Source organism: Pantoea sp. (genome assembly GCF_039594315.1).
Taxonomy (GTDB): Bacteria; Pseudomonadota; Gammaproteobacteria; order Enterobacterales; family Enterobacteriaceae; genus Pantoea.
Genome location: NZ_JBCNNP010000068.1, coordinates 1 through 19,147, shown reverse-complemented (window position 1 = coordinate 19,147; position 19,147 = coordinate 1). Strand labels below are relative to the sequence as shown.

General features: G+C 53.7%; 18 protein-coding genes. 8 read left to right on the top strand and 10 right to left on the bottom strand.

Translation table 11 applies throughout. The features are described 5' to 3' along the window. The first annotated feature begins 77 nt into the window (after positions 1-77). Positions 78-1,085 carry a class 1 fructose-bisphosphatase gene (gene fbp / locus ABDW13_RS21515; RefSeq protein WP_343554564.1) on the top strand — a complete coding sequence of 336 codons (1,008 nt, stop codon included), beginning with the start codon at positions 78-80 and terminating at the stop codon, positions 1,083-1,085. A 41-nt stretch (positions 1,086-1,126) separates the two neighbouring features. Here the strand turns inward: fbp and ABDW13_RS21510 are convergent, their stop codons facing one another. Further along, complete coding sequence (locus ABDW13_RS21510; RefSeq protein ID WP_343554567.1) at positions 1,127-2,686, bottom strand: methyl-accepting chemotaxis protein; 1,560 nt, start codon at positions 2,684-2,686, stop codon at positions 1,127-1,129. Between the two features lie 171 nt (positions 2,687-2,857). On the opposite strand from ABDW13_RS21510, the gene ABDW13_RS21505 reads away from it, so the two are divergent. From ABDW13_RS21505 to ppa, 3 genes are all read left to right on the top strand, one after another. Beyond that, the gene (locus ABDW13_RS21505) at positions 2,858-3,271 is read left to right on the top strand and encodes a lysozyme inhibitor LprI family protein (protein ID WP_343554563.1); all 414 of its coding nucleotides are present in this window, start codon (positions 2,858-2,860) and stop codon (positions 3,269-3,271) included. A 70-nt stretch (positions 3,272-3,341) separates the two neighbouring features. Beyond that, on the top strand, positions 3,342-3,791 hold the full coding sequence (locus ABDW13_RS21500) for a DUF441 domain-containing protein (protein WP_343554562.1): 450 nt from the start codon (positions 3,342-3,344) through the stop codon (positions 3,789-3,791). 100 nt (positions 3,792-3,891) lie between these two features. Next, the gene (gene ppa, locus ABDW13_RS21495; RefSeq protein ID WP_343554561.1) at positions 3,892-4,422 is read left to right on the top strand and encodes an inorganic diphosphatase; all 531 of its coding nucleotides are present in this window, start codon (positions 3,892-3,894) and stop codon (positions 4,420-4,422) included. A gap of 55 nt (positions 4,423-4,477) precedes the next feature. Here ppa and ABDW13_RS21490 read toward each other — a convergent pair whose 3' ends face one another. The 3 genes from ABDW13_RS21490 to ABDW13_RS21480 are packed head-to-tail and all read right to left on the bottom strand — an operon-like array spanning position 4,478 to position 10,301. Further along, a complete protein-coding gene (locus tag ABDW13_RS21490; RefSeq protein ID WP_343554560.1) occupies positions 4,478-4,828 on the bottom strand; it encodes a gamma-glutamylcyclotransferase in 351 nt (116 codons plus the stop codon). A gap of 2 nt (positions 4,829-4,830) precedes the next feature. After that, complete coding sequence (locus tag ABDW13_RS21485) at positions 4,831-8,601, bottom strand: translocation/assembly module TamB domain-containing protein (RefSeq protein WP_343554559.1); 3,771 nt, start codon at positions 8,599-8,601, stop codon at positions 4,831-4,833. After that, positions 8,598-10,301 (bottom strand): autotransporter assembly complex family protein, encoded by a 1,704-nt coding sequence (locus ABDW13_RS21480; protein ID WP_343554566.1) that lies wholly within the window; start codon positions 10,299-10,301, stop codon positions 8,598-8,600. Before ABDW13_RS21480 ends, ABDW13_RS21485 begins: the two co-directional genes overlap by 4 nt. A gap of 475 nt (positions 10,302-10,776) precedes the next feature. Between ABDW13_RS21480 and ABDW13_RS21475 the strand changes: the two genes are divergently transcribed. Then, positions 10,777-12,120 (top strand): hemolysin family protein, encoded by a 1,344-nt coding sequence (locus ABDW13_RS21475; protein ID WP_343554558.1) that lies wholly within the window; start codon positions 10,777-10,779, stop codon positions 12,118-12,120. Positions 12,121-12,218: 98 nt separating this feature from the next. Here the strand turns inward: ABDW13_RS21475 and ABDW13_RS21470 are convergent, their stop codons facing one another. Further along, the gene (locus ABDW13_RS21470; RefSeq protein ID WP_031280153.1) at positions 12,219-12,425 is read right to left on the bottom strand and encodes a DUF1107 domain-containing protein; all 207 of its coding nucleotides are present in this window, start codon (positions 12,423-12,425) and stop codon (positions 12,219-12,221) included. Positions 12,426-12,739: 314 nt separating this feature from the next. On the opposite strand from ABDW13_RS21470, the gene ABDW13_RS21465 reads away from it, so the two are divergent. Beyond that, positions 12,740-13,297 carry a YtfJ family protein gene (locus tag ABDW13_RS21465; RefSeq protein WP_343554557.1) on the top strand — a complete coding sequence of 186 codons (558 nt, stop codon included), beginning with the start codon at positions 12,740-12,742 and terminating at the stop codon, positions 13,295-13,297. A 34-nt stretch (positions 13,298-13,331) separates the two neighbouring features. On the opposite strand, the gene cysQ is transcribed toward ABDW13_RS21465, so the two are convergent. Beyond that, on the bottom strand, positions 13,332-14,078 hold the full coding sequence (cysQ, locus tag ABDW13_RS21460; RefSeq protein ID WP_343554556.1) for a 3'(2'),5'-bisphosphate nucleotidase CysQ: 747 nt from the start codon (positions 14,076-14,078) through the stop codon (positions 13,332-13,334). A gap of 293 nt (positions 14,079-14,371) precedes the next feature. Between cysQ and ABDW13_RS21455 the strand changes: the two genes are divergently transcribed. Beyond that, a complete protein-coding gene (locus tag ABDW13_RS21455; RefSeq protein ID WP_343554555.1) occupies positions 14,372-16,318 on the top strand; it encodes a bifunctional 2',3'-cyclic-nucleotide 2'-phosphodiesterase/3'-nucleotidase in 1,947 nt (648 codons plus the stop codon). A gap of 3 nt (positions 16,319-16,321) precedes the next feature. Here the strand turns inward: ABDW13_RS21455 and ABDW13_RS21450 are convergent, their stop codons facing one another. From ABDW13_RS21450 to fklB, 3 genes are all read right to left on the bottom strand, one after another. Next, positions 16,322-16,627, bottom strand: coding sequence for a type II toxin-antitoxin system RelE/ParE family toxin (locus tag ABDW13_RS21450; RefSeq protein ID WP_343554554.1), 306 nt, complete (start codon positions 16,625-16,627; stop codon positions 16,322-16,324). Further along, positions 16,628-16,876, bottom strand: coding sequence for a type II toxin-antitoxin system prevent-host-death family antitoxin (locus tag ABDW13_RS21445; RefSeq protein WP_343554553.1), 249 nt, complete (start codon positions 16,874-16,876; stop codon positions 16,628-16,630). Between the two features lie 132 nt (positions 16,877-17,008). Continuing rightward, entirely contained in the window at positions 17,009-17,629 is a 621-nt protein-coding gene (gene fklB, locus ABDW13_RS21440) for an FKBP-type peptidyl-prolyl cis-trans isomerase (RefSeq protein ID WP_343554552.1), read from the bottom strand. 218 nt (positions 17,630-17,847) lie between these two features. Between fklB and ABDW13_RS21435 the strand changes: the two genes are divergently transcribed. After that, complete coding sequence (locus tag ABDW13_RS21435) at positions 17,848-18,510, top strand: LysM-like peptidoglycan-binding domain-containing protein (RefSeq protein ID WP_343554551.1); 663 nt, start codon at positions 17,848-17,850, stop codon at positions 18,508-18,510. A gap of 179 nt (positions 18,511-18,689) precedes the next feature. Here the strand turns inward: ABDW13_RS21435 and rplI are convergent, their stop codons facing one another. After that, positions 18,690-19,139 (bottom strand): 50S ribosomal protein L9, encoded by a 450-nt coding sequence (gene rplI, locus ABDW13_RS21430; protein WP_343554565.1) that lies wholly within the window; start codon positions 19,137-19,139, stop codon positions 18,690-18,692. Between the last annotated feature and the right edge of the window lie 8 nt (positions 19,140-19,147).

Below are 19,147 nucleotides of genomic sequence, written 5' to 3'. Positions count from 1 at the left end.
AATCGGCTAAACTGCGCTCATACGTTGGTAGCTTGTTACAGCTGCTGCCACTCCATCGTAGATGCAGGGAATGTGTTATGAAAACGTTAGGCGAATTCATCGTCGAGAAGCAACACGACTTTCCACACGCCACAGGTGAACTGACGGCGCTGATTTCTTCCATTAAGCTTGGCGCTAAAATTATCCACCGCGACATCAACAAAGCGGGTCTGGTGGATATTCTGGGTGCCAGCGGCGTGGAAAACGTGCAGGGCGAGCAGCAGATGAAGCTCGACCTGTTCGCGAACGAAAAGCTGAAAGCAGCTTTGAAAGCGCGTGGCGTGGTGGCGGGTATCGCCTCTGAAGAAGAAGACGAATTCGTGATCTTCGAAGGTTCTGAGAACGGTAAATACGTGGTGTTGATGGATCCGCTGGACGGCTCATCCAACATCGACGTTAACGTGTCTGTCGGCACCATCTTCTCCATTTATCACCGCATCAGCGAGCCAGGCACGCCGATTACCGAAGCTGACTTCATGCAGCCGGGTAGCAAACAAGTTGCTGCCGGTTATGTGGTGTACGGTTCTTCGACCATGATGGTGTATACCACCGGCGTGGGCGTGCATGCGTTTACTTACGATCCGTCGCTGGGCGTGTTCTGCCTGAGCCACGAACGCATGACCTTCCCGGAGAAGGGTTACACCTACTCGATTAACGAAGGTAACTACATTCGCTTCCCGCAGGGCGTGAAGAAATACCTGAAGTTCTGCCAGGAAGAAGATGCTGCGACTAAGCGCCCGTACACCTCGCGCTATATCGGTTCACTGGTGGCAGACTTCCACCGTAACCTGCTGAAAGGTGGCATCTATTTGTATCCTAGCACCGCAAGCCACCCGAAAGGCAAGCTGCGTCTGCTGTACGAATGCAACCCGATGGCCTTCCTTGCCGAGCAAGCTGGCGGTAAAGCCAGCGATGGTGCCAATCGTATCCTCGATATTCAGCCAGAAACGCTGCACCAGCGCTGCCCGTTCTTCTGCGGCAACGACGCGATGGTCGGTGATGTTGAGCGCTTCATCCGTGAATTCCCGGACGATCACTCAGCGTAAGTTATGGTTGAAATGAGAAAGCCCGCCAACGCGGGCTTTTTTTATGCCGTGACTACGCGGAATTGCGCCATCGATTCCTGCAACTGCTGCGACTGCGCTTCCAGCGATTGCGTGGCGGCGCTGGCTTCCTCCACCAATGCGGCGTTCTGCTGCGCGGCTTCATCCATCTGCGTCACCGCCTGATTCACCTGCTCGATGCCCCGACTTTGCTCTTCGGAAGCAATGGAGATCTCTTTCATCAGCGTGGTCACGCGCATCACTTCGCTGGAGATTTCATCCATGGTTTCGCCAGCGCGCGTTGCCATATCGCTGCCCTCTTTCACCCGGGTTTGCGATTCCGCAATCAACTCGCGAATCTCTTTGGCGGCGGTGGCGCTGCGTCCAGCCAGCGTGCGTACTTCGTTGGCGACCACGGCAAATCCGCGTCCCTGTTCACCCGCGCGTGCGGCTTCCACTGAAGCGTTCAGCGCAAGGATGTTGGTTTGGAAAGCGATGCCATCGATTACGCTGAGAATATCGCCGATGCGGTTGGAGCTTTGGGTGATCTCCTGCATCTTCTCCATCACATAACCCACCACTTCGGCCCCGCGATCGGCGCTGCCGGAAACATTGCTGGCGAGCTGGTTGGCTTCTTTGGCGTTGCTGGCATTAAGGCGCACAGTGGCGGTGAGCTGTTCCATGCTGGCGGCAGTTTGCTCCAGCGAAGCGGCTGACTCTTCGGTACGTTGCGAGAGATGCACGGTTCCGGCAGCGAGTTCACGGCTGCCGACATCAATTTGCAAGCTGGCTTCGCGCACCTGGCTAACCGAATTGCTCAGTGATAACTGCATGTTGGCCAGCGCTTGATTCAGGCGGCCCAGTTCGTTTTTGCCGGCTTGCGGCAGCGGCTGGGATAAATTACCGGCGGCAATCTGCTCCAGATGCTCAATCGCGCCATCCAGCGGACGCAGCAGCAAGCGACGCAGCAACTGCCATGCCAGCACGATTAACAGCAAGGTTAACGCCATTGAGACGCCAATCAGGATCTTCATGCGCGTTTCGTTTTCGGCTGCTTGTTGTAGACGCGAGCTGGAGACTTCGTCGGCATATTTGCTGAAATCATTGACCGCTTTGGAGTAGTTCGCCGCCAGCTGCGACTGCTTACCTTCCAAAACCTGGTAATACTCATCCGTGTACTGTTTTTGCAGTGCGGCGATCATCGGCGTGATGCCTTCTTTCTCGTACGCGGCGTAGGTCGCAACAATCGCATCGGCCAAGGTTTTACCGTGCGCAGTGACGGTGCCCGCCGCGACAAAGGCGTCTAAGAATTTACGCGAACTTTCCACCGCCGCCTGCGATTGCTTGGTGACGGCCGCGCCATCATCCAATAAACCAATTTCAATTTTGCGCACCGCTAAGGCGGCGTTGGCACGCGCACGCATCAGCTCGGAGCGGCTTTGGAACAAGCTGTTGAGCTCAATGCCCTGAATGCGGTTGATGGCGTCCAGCGATTGGTTGCCGGCGTTGATGGCAGAAATGCCCATGGCGCTGACTGCCAACAGCAGTAGTGTCATGAAGGCCAATAAGGCGAGTAATGCGGTACGAATTGATAGCTGTTTCATCATGATTATCCCCGTATGCAAGAAAAGGCAGAAATCCGCTAGCCCTAAAACGGAGAGATTATCGGCAATGTCACCCGGAAACTTTATCGCGTGTTGATGGTCAATTGGCTGACGATCACTTACGCTTCAAATTTACTGAAGTCCGCTGCATCAAAATTAAGGAATGAAATGATGAAAAAATGGCTCCCGATTGCGTTTTTGTTGGCCAGCGGCGTTGCCGTGGCGCAGCAGAATCCCATCGACCAGCAGCTTGAACAGTGTCTGAACAAGGAATCCAGCACTGCGGGCATGTCCCAATGCTACGGCAACGCCAATAAGGCGTGGGACAAAGAGATGAACGCGCAGTACACCCAAGTGATGAAAAAATTAACCGGTGCACCTAAAGACAAATTGCGCAATGCACAGCGCGCGTGGCTGACTTATCGCGACAGCTGGCTTGATGCCAGCCGCAGCTATTTCCTCAGCAGCCAGGGCAGCATGGCGGCGCTGTCTGTCGGCGCGCAAGGGGTAAGTTTGGTGCGCAATCAAGCACTCATGTTGCAATCAATTAACAAAGGCAGTTGCGCCAATCCCGATGATTGTTGATAAATGGAAGCGTTAAACACGCTTAGCGCTGGTATTTGCCAGCGCGCCCATTAATTCTCAGGGAGAAATCATGGCTGCATATGCCTCCACCATCATTCTGGTTTGCCTCGCCGTCCTCAGCTATTTCGTCCATAACAGCGCCGTGACCATTTCGATTCTGATTCTGTTAGCCATCAAGCTGACGCCGCTGGCGCAGTTCTTCCCGTACGTGGAAAAACAGGGCATTCAGATTGGCATTATTATCCTCACCGTAGCAGTGATGGCACCGCTGGCCAGCGGATCGCTGCCGGCCTCTTCGCTGCTGAAATCTTTCGCTAATTGGCAATCAATTGTGGCGATTGTGGTGGGCGTTTTTGTCGCCTGGCTGGGCGGACGCGGCGTGAATTTTATGAGTGTGCAACCGTCGGTGATTGGTGGGCTGTTGATTGGTACGGTGATTGGCGTGGCGTTCTTCCGTGGCGTACCGGTCGGACCACTGATTGCTGCGGGGATCGTCTCGCTGTTTGTCACCGCGAAGTAGTGGGTTGGAGCATTCCGAAACGCCAAAAAGGGGGCATACTTTCAGAGTCAGTTGGCTATAATAGCCGTCACTCAACATATGACTAATGAAGGAAAGCCAGATGAGTTTGAACCAGGTGCCTGCAGGTAAAGAGTTGCCAGAAGATATCTATGTTGTCATCGAGATCCCGGCGAATGCCGATCCGATCAAATATGAAGTCGACAAAGAATCTGGTGCCCTGTTTGTAGACCGTTTCATGTCTACCGCCATGTTCTATCCGTGCAACTACGGTTACATCAACCACACCCTGTCTCTGGATGGTGATCCGGTTGACGTGCTGGTGCCAACCCCGTATCCGCTGGTGCCGGGCTCAGTGATTCGCTGCCGTCCAGTTGGCGTGCTGAAAATGACCGACGAGTCTGGCGAAGATGCCAAACTGGTTGCAGTTCCGCACACCAAACTGAGCAAAGAGTACGATCACATTAAAGATGTGAACGACCTGCCAGAACTGCTGAAAGCGCAGATCACCCACTTCTTCGAGCAATACAAAGCTCTGGAAGCAGGCAAATGGGTGAAAGTTGACGGCTGGGATAACGCAGCAGCGGCCAAAGCTGAAATCCTGACCTCTTTCGAGCGCGCTAAGCAGAAATAAGTTTCTTCTCTGCCACGCCGATAAAAAAACACCGCCCATTGGGCGGTGTTTTTATTTATGCCTGTTCACCATCGCGGTTTAGCCAATCGCCGCTCGCAATATGCGTGCGTCCAGCCACCGAACGTTGATAGACATACAGCCAGGCGCTGCCATAAGGGGTTTGGATCAGCTGGCGTTTGTATTCGCCATTCTTGGTGCGCAAGGCATCAAGCTCACCGAGCGTGCTGGCGTCGATGCGATAAACCTCGCAATAGACGCTACCTTCACCCGCAATGACACCCGGATAGTGACCCAGATTGTAGAGATCAAACCCTGCAATCTGATGGTCGCCGAGCCATTGCGCATTCGTCATCCAATGACTGTTTCCCTGTTTGCGCCGTAAACTGCCGTAGACAATTATTCGCATTGCTAAAACTCAAACTGATAGAGCAAATCCAATGCCTGGTCGAGACCGGACACGGCTTCAAGATAGAGTTTGGGCATCAGGCGATAACGCAAGGTTAAAGTCGCCAGTGAATCAAAGATGCCGACACCGTATTTTACTTGTAGACCTGGCAGCACATAACCACTCACCTGCACTTGCTGGCTGTCGCCGACGCCTGCGGTATCAAGTGCGAGGTTACTCACGCCGAATGTCTCGCCGATTTTACCCACAACCTGACCACTTTGCGCAACCCCCAAACCGACAAGCGCGGAAGTTAATGCGTTACTGTCACCATCGCTACCCAATCCCTGGCCGCGTAGCAGGTAAGAAAGCGCCTCTTGCTGCGACATCGCCGGGTCGGAGAATACTTCCACTTTCGGCTCATCCGCCAATCCTGTCACGCGCAAACCGGCCGTCACATCATCTTCGGTGGCTTCCGGATTACGGATCGCTTCGAGGTTAACGTACGGCTGATCCGGCGGCCCGGCGAACTGCAATTCACCTTTACGCACCAGCAGGTCCTGACCATACGCATGGAAACGACCGGATGGAATATTGATTTGTCCGTTTAGGCCAAGGCCATTTTTATCCTGCACCAGCTTGAGATCGCCATTCAGTTTGGCTTTCAAACCAAACGCCGACAGTCGCACATCGTTGCCAACGTGAATCACCAGATTGCTGTTGATTGGGATGGCGGCGGTTTTCGGTTGAATCGGCTTGAGCTGTTTATCCAGCATCACTTCATCCGACGACACGCCGGTGGCGCTTTCCGGCACTTCCTGCACCGTAATGCGCGCCCACGGAATATCCACTTTGCCGTCAAGATTGAAGGCGGCTGGCGTGGCTTCAAACACCAGATCCGGCGAGACATCCATGCGTACCATCGGCGGCACGGTGACGCGCACGCGGCTACCTTGCGCGGCTACGCGCGCACGCCAGTTATCCAGACGGCTCCAGTCGGCATCGCCGCTGAGATTGATGTTGCCTTGCGCGGTTTGAATCAGGCCGTTGAGCGTTGAGCTCATGCCGTTGAACACCATGTTGAGATTAGCCGAGGTGAGATCGACCGGCATAAAGCTGGCGTCCATATCGACATCGCTCAATCCCAACTGACCAAAAATCTGCGGCTGTTGCAGCGAACCACCAAGGCGCAGATTGGTGTTCAGGTTGCCTTTGATCTTCTCGCCCTGCATCAGCGCCGGATTCAGCATCGCCAGCGAAATATTGCTGATGCCGATGTTGCCCGAAAGCTGGCGTCGATTTTGCGGATCGGCGATCTGCACATTGCCACTCAATTGGCCGTTGTTGACGATGTGAATCAGCCAATCCAGCTGTGCGCGACCGTTACGCATCGCCGCATTCAGATTCAACGTATCGAAGGCGATCGGCAAGGTATTGCCCTGCACGTCCTGCTCCACTTTCACGCCGTTGCCTTTCAGCGATACGGTGCCGGTTGGCAGCGCGCCATCGGCGGTCCAGTTAACACGCGCATCACCGCTGAATACGCCATTCAGTTTGGTGGCGTCGGTGAGGAACGGCTTGATCATCGCCAAATCAAAGCGATTCAGCACCACGTGCGCATGCCCGCTGGCACCGGCTTCAATCGGCTCCGGCACGCACAGTTGCGCGTTCGGGTTTTGCCAACAGTGCGGGCCAATCGTCGCGGTTTGCTTGCTGTTGAGATAATCAATCGCCATTGCGCGGGTCAAACGCCATTCGCCGACCGGCGTGTCAAAGCGCGTGTTGTTGAGATTGCCCTGCCAGCGCTCGGTTTTACGATCAAAGCTGCCGTTAAGCGCCAACTGACCGGAAACCGGTTCGCCCTGCACATTGAGTTTCAGCTGGTGCTGCTTTTCATTGCCGTCGGCGTTCAGCGTTAGCAAGTTCACTTTCAGCGCATCCTGCTGTAACTGCTCAACGCGCAATTGCAGCTTACCGGCGATTTGATCGCTGGATTTCACATCACCCTGCAAGGCAACGCGACGGATTTGCAGCTGCTGCCAGCGCAATCCGGTGGCGGTGAGATCGGCTAGCAGCTGCGGCGCCTGCAAGGTGCCACGCGCTTTGATGGTGCCTTTGGCGACGCCGCCCAGGCCCGGCAACGCGTTATCCAGATTTGGCGCATCAATGTTGGCATCGAGATTGAGCGCATCGCCCAATTCGCCTTTTACATCCAGATGGTTACGGCCTAGCGCAATGTTGAGGCCGGGGATTTTCCACTGGTTGTAGCTGTTGCCGGTTAAGGTGCCTTTGGCGCTTACCGCGTTCTGTTTGACGTTCCCTTTCAGCTCCAACTGCGGCACGCTGAGTTGCCAGCTTCCGCCGTACAAGCTGCCGCGTGTGGCGATTTTGCCATCCAGTTTGGCCGGCCAATCCGGATACTGTTTGGCGGTGTTGATGCCAGAAAGCGTCAACTCGCTGCGCCAGCTAATGGCTTTGCTCCAGTCCACCAGCGCCGTCAGATCGATATTGCCCTGCAACGCTGCGACACGCAGTTTATCGAGGTTAAACTGCTGCTCGTTGCCTTTTCCGTCCAGCGCAATGTTGGCTGGCGGCACGCCTTCGCCTTTCACCGCGGTACGCAGCGACATCACGTAATCAGTGGCTTTGCCTTTGAACTGATAATCGAGATTATCCGCCTGATACTGCACCGGACCGGTCAGCGGCCAACGCAGTTGCGGGCTGGTGAGTTGCAGCGACAAAGGCAAACCCGCAACCGCCGGTTGCGCGCTGGCATCCAGCTGCGCACGTACCGGCCCCGAGAGATTCAGCCCCAGTTTCAGCTCGTCGCGCATCGCGCCCGCGAGGTTCATCTTGATCTTCTCGCCCTTGATCGGGTCGAGGTTGAGCGTGCCGTTGAGCGCGAAATTCACCGGCCAGTTGTCGGCTAAGGTGGCTTCCCCGCTGGCATTCACCTGCCCTTGCGGCGAATCGACATCAAAGGTTTCGAGCTGCAAGTGGCGATCGGCAGTTTTGGCTTTCAGCAGCAAACGCGTAATGGAGACGTCGGTATCGCCAGTGACACGCAGCTGTTCGCCCAGCAACTCCTGCACGGTGATATCCAGCGGTAACTGGAAGTCCGGTAATTCAGGCAACAATGGCTTGGCGAACATCGCTTGCAGCGTTTCCCCCAGCGGTTTTTCATCCGGCTGCGGCTGCTGCACTTTCGGCTGCACCACTTGCTCATCCACCACTTTGGCGGCTTTCGGCAAGGCAATCAGCAGGCTTTGGATATGCGTCGGCGACAGCGTCAGCGCGCGTTCCTGCCATTGCAATCCGGTAGTGAAATCCAGCAACGAAATCGCGGTGTCATCCACTTTAACGTTAATGTTGTGCAAACCGACTTTGCTCAAGGTGATCGGATACGGCGTGCTGAGATTCAGGCTGCCGCTCTCTTCTTCCGGCGGCGGTGCGGCGGCCGGCGTCATTTTTTTACTGTCGACCACCACACTGACATCTTTTAAATCAATGTCGTTAACGCACACCGAGGAGTGCAGCAGACAGTTGAGATTCAGCGCCAGATGAAAACGTCCGGCATCTACGCTGACGCCCGGCATCTCATATTTCACGCCGCTCAACGTCAAATCACGCCAGCCACCTTCCACCTGTTTGATGGATAAACCCGGCACCCAACGATCAGCGCCTTTCAGCAATAAATGCAAACCCGGCGTGGTGCCGACTAAAAACGCCACGCTGCCCAACAGCAGCACCAGAAAAATAGCGATGCCAATCAGGACCTTTTTCCACAGCTTCATAGTTCAGGCCCCAACCCGATGTAAAATTGCAATCCATGTTCCTTGTCATCACCAATCGGCCGCGCGATATCGAATTTGATCGGCCCAACCGGAGAAGACCAGCGCACACCGAAACCTGCGCCGGTTTTGAAGTCACTCTGTTTGATGTCGTTAACCGCTTCACCAGAATCGACAAACACCGCACCCCACCACTTGCCGGTCACGTTGTATTGATATTCCAGCGATCCGGTGGCCATTTTCGACGCACCGGTTAACTTGCCGTTGTCATCGCGTGGTGAAATGTCTTTGTATTTGTAGCCACGAATACTGCGGTCGCCACCGGCAAAGAAGCGCAGATCCGGCGGCACTTTGTCGAAGTCGTTGGTTTCGATCCAACCGAGATTGCCGCGCGCCACAAAGCGATGCTTGTCGGCGAGGGTACGGATCCAGACGTTTTGCGCCTGCAAGATCAGGAAATCAACGTCCGATCCCCACGTAGTGTCCGACACATCCACCGAGTAACGTTGTGAATCGCCCCATGTCGGCATTAATCCGCCGCGCGAACGGGTGCGGTTCAGGCTGACGCCCGGATAGAGCAGCATGGTGGTATTGGTGACGCTGGCTTGGGTAAAGTGATCGAGGCTCCAGCGCAGGTTGACGGCTTTCTGCCAGCCGCTGCTGCTGTCCCAGTTACGCGACATCGCCAATGTGGTGGTATCGGATTTGGTGTCGTTGAGATCGGTGCGCTTCAGGCCGCCAGAGAAGGTGTAATATTGCTCGAGCGGACTTTTCAGCAGCGGCACTTTGTAGCTGAGATCGAGCTGCTGCTCCGGCGCAGAGATGTAGGCGCTGGAGGTCAAGCTGTGACCGCTGCTGTTCACCCACGGCTTTTTCCACGTGCCCTTCAAGCGCGGGCCGACATCCGTCGAATAACCCACCCCGGTTTCTAAGGTGTTTTCAACGCGTGGCGAAACAGCAGCATTGAGCGGCAACACTTTGGTTTTGCGCCCTTTATCGAACTCTGGCGCCACCACCACCGAATTAAACCAGCCGGTGGCAGATAAACGGCGATTGAGTTCAGCCAGATCGCGCGAGCTGTAGTGATCGCCCTTTTTGAACGGCACCAGATTTTTTAGGTAGGCTTCGTCGATTTGCGATCCCTGGAAGCTGACATCACCAAAACGGTAACGCGGGCCGCTGTCGTAATCGATATCCCAAAACGCTTCACGCCGTTCCACTGATACGCCAAGCTGGCTTTGCTTAAAGTCACCGTCGAAGTAACCATTACGCAGTGCCAGGCTGGAGAAGCCGTTTTTGAATTTGTCGTAGTCGCCGTGATTAAGCTGGGTGCCGACTTTCGGCGTGCCCTGTTTTACCCAGGCTTTATAATCAGCATCGTCTTTCGCTTCGCCCTGAATCACGATGGTGCTGCCGCCAATCTTCACCGGTTCACCCGGCGTGACGTGGGCAATCAATACCGGACGGCCACCTTGCGGCGGTGCAGGACGTGATTCGAAATCAATCTGCGGTTCGTAATAACCCAGCGCGCGCAAACCTTCCTTGATCGCTTCGGATACGCGCGCCTGAAAACGCCCATCGTTCGACACCTCGTCACTGCTAATGGTCGACAAGCGTGCCCTGGCGTTCTTCTGTAATTCCCCGGAAAGGCCTTCCAGCTGCAAGCGCACTTTCGCTGCCTCGACGGCAGGTGCGGCAAGCATCAGGCTAGCCAAACAATAAATATGCAATCGTGGCACGCTTACTCCTGTTAATAATGCCGGCCCCTATTCCGCGGGGCGTTTATGCTATCGAAGGGCATGTGTACCCATCAGCATAGCCGCTGTTTATGACGCGCAACGGCGGAAACACAGCGACTAAGCCAAATTGTGACCTATTGTCGGCAAATGGACGAAACGATACAACAACCAAGCCGATGTTCTGCCTATTCCAGCCATTCACTCGGATTAATCCGAGCCCATAACGCGCCGTGCTAGCGGCATGATAAGCGCTGCTGCTATAATCAGCGACCAGCAGGCCTCGCCTGCACCCTTTCTGCCCCGACGTTAACCTTATCTTGTCGAAATGGCGCAGACATTTTTGGCACGGATAGCCTGTTTGACTGGCAATACCGGATGTACGCCCACTCCCGCGCTGCCCAGGCCAAAAATGACAAGTGTTTAACCCAACGGACCTTTTATGCTCGATAGCTTACTTGTCATTCTTTTACTGATACTCATCAGTTCATTCTTTTCCCTTTCGGAGATCTCGCTGGCAGCCGCCCGTAAGATCAAGCTGAAACTGCTGGCTGACGAAGGCAATATCAACGCACAACGCGTATTGAAGATGCAGGAACAACCTGGCATGTTCTTCACCGTGGTGCAGATTGGCCTGAATGCGGTCGCCATCCTCGGCGGTATTGTCGGTGATGCGGCCTTCTCGCCCGCCTTTAATAGCCTGTTTAGCCGCTTTATGGCACCGGATTTGGCTGAACAACTCAGCTTTATCTGCTCCTTCACCATCGTCACCAGCCTGTTCATTCTGTTTGCCGATCTGACACCAAAACGCGTCGGCATGATTGCGCCGGAAGCAGTCGCGCTGCGCATCATCAACCCGATGCGTTTCTGCCTGGTGGTGCTGCGTCCGCTGGTGTGGCTGTTCAACGGCTTAGCCAATGTCTTCTTCCGCCTCTTCAAATTGCCGATGGTGCGCAAAGACGACATCACTTCTGACGATATTTATGCGGTGGTTGAAGCCGGCGCCTTAGCGGGCGTGCTGCGTAAGCAGGAACATGAACTGATCGAGAACGTGTTTGAGCTGGAATCACGTACCGTGCCCTCATCCATGACCTCGCGCGAAAACGTGGTGTGGTTCGACCTGCACGAAGATGAAACCACGCTGAAAAACAAAATCGCCCAGCACCCGCACTCGAAATTCATTGTTTGCGATGGCGATATCGACCACATCGTTGGTTATGTCGATTCCAAAGAGTTGCTGCTGCGCGTATTGGGTAATCAAAGCCTGACGCTCAGTAGCGGCGTACAGATTCGTTCAGCGCTGATTGTGCCGGATACCTTGACGCTGTCTGAAGCGCTGGAAAGCTTCAAAACCGCCGGTGAAGATTTCGCGGTGATCATGAACGAATATGCGTTGGTGGTCGGCATCATTACGCTGAATGACGTGATGACCACGCTGATGGGCGATTTGGTCGGCCAAGGTCAGGAAGAGCAGATCGTGGCGCGTGATGAGAATTCATGGCTGGTTGAAGGCGGTACGCCAATTGATGATGTGATGCGCGTGCTGGATATCGACGATTTCCCGCAGTCGGGCAACTACGAAACCATCGGCGGTTTCATGATGTATATGCTGCGCAAGATTCCGAAACGTACCGATTTCGTGAAGTTCTCAGGCTACAAGTTTGAAGTGGTGGATATTGATAGCTATCGCATCGACCAGTTGCTGGTAACGCGTATTGATGAACGCCCGCCGGTGCTGAATGTGACTAAGAATGCGGTGGATGAAACTGAGACGCCAGCAGGTTAACGCTTGGTAGGGTCGCCATTTATGGTGATCTGGAAAAAACAAAGGCGCGATAAATCGCGCCGCTACGGGGCGCCAACGGCGCCCTTTTTCATGCTTACTCAGTTGTACTCGGCTTGCAATCGCAGAACCTGACGATTGATTTCAGACATCACGCTTAGATGCTGTTTATCTTTGACGCGCGGCAACATCACTTTGCCTTTATCAAACTCAAACGCGCCAACATCCTTGATGTACAACCTTCCTTTAAATAGCGTTTTTACATATTTCGCAATTTGCAGCGGATTATAGCGCTGGAAGATCTTCATGCTGTTTAACTCCTGAACAGATGTAATACGCTCCGTCGTTACCAAATTTGGAACGAAACCATGAAGCGCAAATGAGGCATAACTATAGAGCATCCTTTCTTACCAATGTTCCGAAAAGGTGAATTATTTACTGAATTGACACATCATTACAGAACACTCTGTTATCAGCCTCACAAAACTCAGTATAAACCTTCACTCATTATGGATTTGTGGCATAGGTTGCAAACCTGTTAACTCATTGCGACAGACGCATCATCCACACCTAATATTGCAGGAACATGAATGACTGGTCGGATCACTAAGGAGCATAAGAAATGCGTTTGGCACACACTGTGATAGCTCTGGCACTGCTGCTGCCTGGATTGGCATCAGCACATGCATTTAAATTGGGTGAACGCGTACCGGCGGTTGGCGTTAATGACCGAGGTGAGCTGCTATATCAACAAGATAAGTTTAGCTATAAATCGTGGAATAGCGCGCAGCTGAGTGGAAAAGTGCGCGTCATCTTACATATTGCTGGCCGATCTTCTGCCAAAGAGCAGAATGCCGCATTGATTGAAGCGATTAAAGCGGCGCATCTGCCGCACGATCGCTATCAAACCACCACCATTGTGAATACCGACGATGCGATACCCGGCACCGGCATGTTCGTGCGCAGCAGCATTGAGAGCAATAAGCAGCAATATCCGTGGTCGCAATTTATTGTCGACAGCAACGGTAATGCACGTCAGGCGTGGCAGTTAGAGAAAGGCGGTTCGGCGATTGTGATTTTGGATAGCAGCGCGCATGTGCGTTATGCCAAAGAAGGCGCGTTGACTCAGGATGAAGTGCAGCAGGCGATGACGTTGATTCACGAATTGTTGAAGCAGTGATTGCAGGTCGCCAGCAATGGCGACCTGCAATCGGTTAAAACAGGGAGACGCGGAAACCGGGATTCAGGAACGATTCACGCGGCGTGTAATCCAGCGTTTTTCCCTGCCAATCATGCACATGCGCGCCTGCGGCAATCGCCACGGCGTGGCCTGCGCCGGTATCCCAAATGTTGGTTGGCCCGAAGCGCGGATAGAGTTGTGCCGCACCTTCGGCCACCAAACAGAACTTAAGCGAAGAGCCAATCGCGGTAGTTTGATGCTCACCAAGTTGATGCAAATACTCTTGCAGCTCTTGATCGCTATCGAAATGCGAACGGCTCACCACCACTAACGGCGGACGCGCCTCGCGTGCATGAATCTGCGCACGTTGACCGTGCTCTTCTTTCCACGCTTTACCTTCCGCCGCAGAATACATCACGCCGAGCGCGGGCGCATAAACCACACCCAGCACCGGTTTGCCCTTTTCAATCAGCGCGATGTTCACGGTGAATTCGCCGTTGCGTTTGATGAACTCTTTGGTGCCATCCAGCGGATCAACCAACCAATATTTTTGCCAATGCTGACGCACTTCCCAGCTTGGCGGATCTTCTTCCGACAAAACCGGCACATCCGGCGTTAACGCATTCAATCCTTGCAGAATCACGCCGTGTGCCGCGAGATCGGCCGCAGTGACCGGCGAATCATCCGACTTGCGCGTCACATCCATTGGCTGCGCGCCATCGTAAACCTGCATGATGGCATCGCCCGCGTCACGCGCCAGCTGACAAATTTTATCTAACATTGTTGACCTCTTTTCCGTTGATTCTGCCTGCCAGACTGCAACAGCCCATCTGTTCTTATTTTAGCAGTTGTGCTCTAACCGCTTGCGGCTGCGCGTGGTGGAACGGCAATTTATATGATTATCAATACCATAGTTCATCAGCGGCGGCTATGACGCGATGCTGAATGCGCAATCGTCTCCGCACGGCACCACATATTGGGCGAAAGTCAGAGCCTCATCACAAATTGAAATGATAATTCGTCATGCTTTTACATTATTTTGAGAGGCCCATTGGACCGAACAAGGAGCAAGCGATGTTTAAAGCGAGCATGTCGTTATTGGCACTGTGTATTACTGCCGCCACGGTACAGGCTGCAACGGTGGATCTGCGCATTCTGGAAACCACTGATTTGCACAGCAATATGATGGATTTCGATTATTACAAAGACACGCCAACGGAGAAGTTTGGCCTGGTACGCACCGCGACATTGATTCAGCAGGCACGCGCTGAGGCAAAAAACAGCGTGCTGGTTGATAACGGCGATATCATTCAGGGCAGCCCGCTGGGTGATTATATGGCGGCGAAAGGATTGAAATCCGGCGAAGTGCATCCGGTTTATAAAGCCATGAACACGCTGGATTACACCGTCGGTAATCTCGGCAATCACGAATTTAATTACGGTTTGCCGTATCTGCAAAAAGCGTTGGCGGGTGCACGCTTTCCCTACATCAATGCCAACATTATCGATGAAAAGAGCGGGAATCCGCTGTTTACCCCCTACTTAATCAAAGAAACCACGGTGGTAGACCGCGATGGTCAGCAACATCGGTTAAAAATTGGTTACATCGGCTTCGTTCCGCCGCAGATTATGGTGTGGGATCGCAACAATTTGCAGGGAAAAGTGCGAGTTGATGACATCACGGAAACAGCGAAGCGCTATGTGCCGGAAATGCGCGCAAAAGGTGCTGAAATAATCATCGCTATTCCGCACTCCGGTTTGAGCAGTGAGCCTTATCACGCCATGGCTGAAAATTCGGTCTACTACCTCAGCCAGGTTCCGGGCATCAACGCGATTATGTTTGGTCATGCTCATGCGGTATTCCCCAGCAAAGAGTTTGCGGCGATCAAAGGCGCGGATATCCAACAAGGGACACTGAACGGCGTTCCAGCGGTAATGCCAGGCATGTGGGGCGATCATCTCGGTGTGGTGGATTTGGTGCTGAGCAATCAAGCCGGAAACTGGCAAGTCACCCAGGGCAAAGCTGAAGCACGGCCCATTTATGACAGCGTTGCGAAAAAATCGCTGGCTGCTGAAGATGCTGATTTGGTGAAAGTGCTGGCTCAGGATCATCGCGCCACGCGCGAGTTTGTCGCCAAGCCAATCGGCAAATCGGCTGACGTGATGTACAGCTATTTGTCGCTGGTGCAGGACGATCCGACGGTGCAGATCGTCAACAATGCCCAGCGCGCTTACGTTGAGCACTTTATTCAGGGCGATCCTGATTTAGGCCGATTGCCAGTGCTCTCGGCCGCCGCACCGTTTAAAGCGGGCGGACGTAAGAATGATCCCGCCAGTTATGTTGAAGTCGAAAAAGGCAACCTCACCTTCCGTAATGCCGCCGATCTCTATCTTTATCCCAATACCTTGGTGGTGATGAAAGTCAGTGGTGCGCAGGTGAAAGAGTGGCTGGAGTGCTCCGCCGCGCAGTTTAATCAGATCGATCCGCGCAGCAGTAAGCCGCAATCGCTGATTAACTGGGATTTCCGCACCTACAACTTTGATGTGATTGATGGCGTGCTGTACCAAATCGATGTGACACAACCGGCACGCTACGACGCGGAATGCACGTTGATCAATAAAGACGCCTCGCGCATTAAAGACCTGACGTGGCAAGGCAAACCGATCGATCCCAACGCTACCTTCCTGGTCGCCACCAATAACTATCGCGCGTATGGCGGCAAGTTTGCCGGCACCGGCGATAAGTATGTGGCCTTCGCCTCACCGGATGAAAACCGCTCGGTGGTTGCCGCCTATATCAGCAGCGAAACCAAAGCGCACGGCGAAGTGAAACCGCAGGCGGATCACAACTGGCGCTTAGCACCGATCAGCAGTACCACGCCGCTGGATATCCGTTTTGAAACCGCGCCTGGCGCGAAAGCCACGACATTTATTGAGCAGCATGCCGATTACCCGATGAAAGCGGTTGGCAGCGATGAGATAGGTTTTGCGTTGTGGCAGGTGGATTTGCAGAAGAGATAACGGTTATAGCCGGGTTGCCAAATGCTGAGCTGGCACCCGGCTTTGATGCAAAACCGCTAAAATAATTATGCCTTGCTGACTAATTTGGTAATAAACCATATGGCAGGCATAGGGGAAACTCATCACCTCAGCCGCAAGGTCTTCAGCACGGCTTTTACCCATTGTCGGCATTTCCGAAAGCGCACGCAGCGAATCCTGCAAACGTCGCAGATAAGTCACCGATTGCGCATCTCCCCACCTGTGCAGGGTGAATCGACGAATGTCGATGAGATCCTGCCGCGCTTCGTCCGTGAGCTGATAATTGGCCATTTAATCCAGCAGTTGATTGAAGAAAGTTTCACCGTCCACAAGACGTCCATCCGCAATATCTTGTTTAGCTCGAGCAATCTTTTCTTGCACGAACTGTTGCTTCATTGCTTCGATCATTTGGTACTCCTCAACGGATATAACTACCGCAACGGCTTTTCCATTGCGACTGATTTGCACTGGTTCGCGTTGAGCTTTGAGAAGCATATCGCCAAATTGCGTTTTGGCTTCATTTGCAGAGAGCATGTACATGCTGCACCCTTCGTTTAAATCGTTCGATTCGCACCATTATAGAGATTGTTCAATTTTAAACCAGACTCTTTTATAGACATAAAAAAACCGGCGAGAATGCTCACCGGTTTTTTCATTAATCTGAGTTGGATATTACAGAATTTCCAGCAACTCAACTTCGAAGATCAAGGTGCTGAATGGTGGGATAGAGGCACCCGCACCGCGCTCGCCGTACGCGAGGTTGTGTGGAATCGCCAGTTCCCATTTGGAACCCACTGGCATCAGCGTCAGCGCTTCAATCCAGCCCGCGATCACACCGCTTACCGGGAATTCAGCCGGTTCGCCGCGCGCCACTGAGCTATCAAACACGGTACCGTCGATCAGCTTACCGGTGTAGTGCACGCGCACACGATCCTGACGCGATGGGATTGGACCTTCGCCTTGGGTCAGCACGCTGAATTGCAGACCGGTTTCGGTGCTGCTTACGCCTTCACGCTGCGCGTTCTGCTCCAGGAATTTCTGGCCTTCTGCGGCCATAGCTTCTACACGCTCACGACGCACGCCTTCGGCACGTTCGTGCACTTCACGCAGCGCGCGATGTACCACATCAACCGGGACCGCCGGTGAGTTCCCTTCCAGCGCGTCGCGCAGGCCGGCGAGCAGTGCTTCCGGCTGCAAACCTTGCAGTCCAGACTCTTGCAACTGCTGGCCTACCTGTAAACCGATACCGTAACTTGCTTGTGATTCGACGCTGTCGAATGAAGGGGTCGTCATCTTGATTCCTTAATCCCGGAGAAAAAAATAGAACCGGCAGCATACCAGCGCAGGCGCGTGGCGTAAAATCTCGCGCGCCGCAGATGACATTTCTCAGCGAAAAGGAAACAATACACGCGTCAAATTTTTCAATGCTGGCAGGCACTTCCCGCCCGTATTGCCCATACTATAGCTGTGGCGAGATTTTCATCCGTCATCGTCGAAACAAGAGAGAATTCATGGGCCAGATCGCCCCACGACGTCGCAGGACGCGCGCACCGCGTACTTTATTACCTTGGTTGCAACGTTGGCTGCAGCGCATGCCGCGCAAAAAAGCCGCCAGCGAGGAGGATTCACGAATGGCTTCCGATCACCCTTCCCGCGTTCCCGTCGCACTGCAACGCGTCTGGCATTTGCTGGATGATGTGCGCTGGATGGACCCGCTGCCAGCGCTGCATCGTCGTGGCATTGTGATTGCCCTGCTGGTGCTGTTGCTGGCGTTTCTCTGGCCGAGCAGTACGCCACAATATCCGGTTGAACGCCCAACTGATAACGCTGGAAAAGAAGTGCCGATGCAGGCGGAGATTTACGATAACCAACAGCAAAAGCAGCAGAATACGCCACCTAAAACCGATTCACAGGGCGAATGGCGCACCTACAGTGTGGCATCAGGCCAAACGCTGGCGCAGTTGTTCCGCGACAATAATTTGCCGGTCAATGATGTGTTTGCCATGGCGCGAGTGGAAGGTGATGGGCAACCGTTGAGTGCATTGCAGAACGGCCAACAGGTGAAGATTCGCCAGAATGCGCAAGGCGTGGTGACAGGATTAACCGTGGATAGTAGCAACGGTCCGGTGCTGTTTACCCGTCAACCTGACGGCAGCTTTATCCGCGCACAGTAAATCGCAGAAACAAAAACGCCGGCACATGGCCGGCGTCTTCGCATTACCGAGTATACTCGTCATAATCCAAGTTGCAGATGCGTTGGCTACGCTCATTCACCCCAGTCACTTACCTAAGTAAGCTCAGGGGATTCATTCCCTTGCCGCCTTCCTGAACCTTGAATTATTTAGAGTAACAATTACTCAGCAACTACATTCACAACCAGCTTAGCGAATACTTCGCTATGGATCTGGAAGTCAACTTCGTGCTCACCGGTGGTGCGCAGAACGCCTTCTGGAAGACGAACTTCGCTTTTAGCCACTTCAACGCCTGCTGCAGTTACTGCATCAGCGATGTCACGGGTACCGATGGAACCGAACAGTTTACCAGCGTCGCCTGATTTAGACACGATGGTTACATTGCCCAGTGCGTTGATTTTCTCTGCACGTGCGTTAGCAGCAGCCAGAACGTCAGCCAGTTTGGCTTCCAGTTCAGCGCGACGTGTTTCGAAGAACTCAACGTTTTTCTTGGTAGCAGGAACAGCTTTACCCTGTGGAACCAGGAAGTTACGAGCGTAGCCCGCTTTAACGTTAACCTGATCACCCAGGCTGCCCAGGTTTGCTACTTTATCAAGCAGAATAACTTGCATTACCTTAT

Excerpts from the sequence above, each read along its gene's own strand:
- ABDW13_RS21455 (WP_343554555.1), top strand. The coding sequence starts at position 14,372 with ATGTTTAAAGCGAGCATGTCGTTATTGGCACTGTGTATTACTGCCGCC.
- fklB (WP_343554552.1), bottom strand. The coding sequence starts at position 17,629 with ATGACGACCCCTTCATTCGACAGCGTCGAATCACAAGCAAGTTACGGT.
- ABDW13_RS21510 (WP_343554567.1), bottom strand. The coding sequence starts at position 2,686 with ATGAAACAGCTATCAATTCGTACCGCATTACTCGCCTTATTGGCCTTC.
- ABDW13_RS21465 (WP_343554557.1), top strand. The coding sequence starts at position 12,740 with ATGCGTTTGGCACACACTGTGATAGCTCTGGCACTGCTGCTGCCTGGA.
- ABDW13_RS21490 (WP_343554560.1), bottom strand. The coding sequence starts at position 4,828 with ATGCGAATAATTGTCTACGGCAGTTTACGGCGCAAACAGGGAAACAGT.
- ABDW13_RS21470 (WP_031280153.1), bottom strand. The coding sequence starts at position 12,425 with ATGAAGATCTTCCAGCGCTATAATCCGCTGCAAATTGCGAAATATGTA.
- fbp (WP_343554564.1), top strand. The coding sequence starts at position 78 with ATGAAAACGTTAGGCGAATTCATCGTCGAGAAGCAACACGACTTTCCA.
- rplI (WP_343554565.1), bottom strand. The coding sequence starts at position 19,139 with ATGCAAGTTATTCTGCTTGATAAAGTAGCAAACCTGGGCAGCCTGGGT.
- ABDW13_RS21500 (WP_343554562.1), top strand. The coding sequence starts at position 3,342 with ATGGCTGCATATGCCTCCACCATCATTCTGGTTTGCCTCGCCGTCCTC.
- ABDW13_RS21445 (WP_343554553.1), bottom strand. The coding sequence starts at position 16,876 with ATGTACATGCTCTCTGCAAATGAAGCCAAAACGCAATTTGGCGATATG.
- ppa (WP_343554561.1), top strand. The coding sequence starts at position 3,892 with ATGAGTTTGAACCAGGTGCCTGCAGGTAAAGAGTTGCCAGAAGATATC.
- cysQ (WP_343554556.1), bottom strand. The coding sequence starts at position 14,078 with ATGTTAGATAAAATTTGTCAGCTGGCGCGTGACGCGGGCGATGCCATC.
- ABDW13_RS21480 (WP_343554566.1), bottom strand. The coding sequence starts at position 10,301 with ATGCTTGCCGCACCTGCCGTCGAGGCAGCGAAAGTGCGCTTGCAGCTG.
- ABDW13_RS21475 (WP_343554558.1), top strand. The coding sequence starts at position 10,777 with ATGCTCGATAGCTTACTTGTCATTCTTTTACTGATACTCATCAGTTCA.
- ABDW13_RS21450 (WP_343554554.1), bottom strand. The coding sequence starts at position 16,627 with ATGGCCAATTATCAGCTCACGGACGAAGCGCGGCAGGATCTCATCGAC.
- ABDW13_RS21435 (WP_343554551.1), top strand. The coding sequence starts at position 17,848 with ATGGGCCAGATCGCCCCACGACGTCGCAGGACGCGCGCACCGCGTACT.
- ABDW13_RS21485 (WP_343554559.1), bottom strand. The coding sequence starts at position 8,601 with ATGAAGCTGTGGAAAAAGGTCCTGATTGGCATCGCTATTTTTCTGGTG.
- ABDW13_RS21505 (WP_343554563.1), top strand. The coding sequence starts at position 2,858 with ATGAAAAAATGGCTCCCGATTGCGTTTTTGTTGGCCAGCGGCGTTGCC.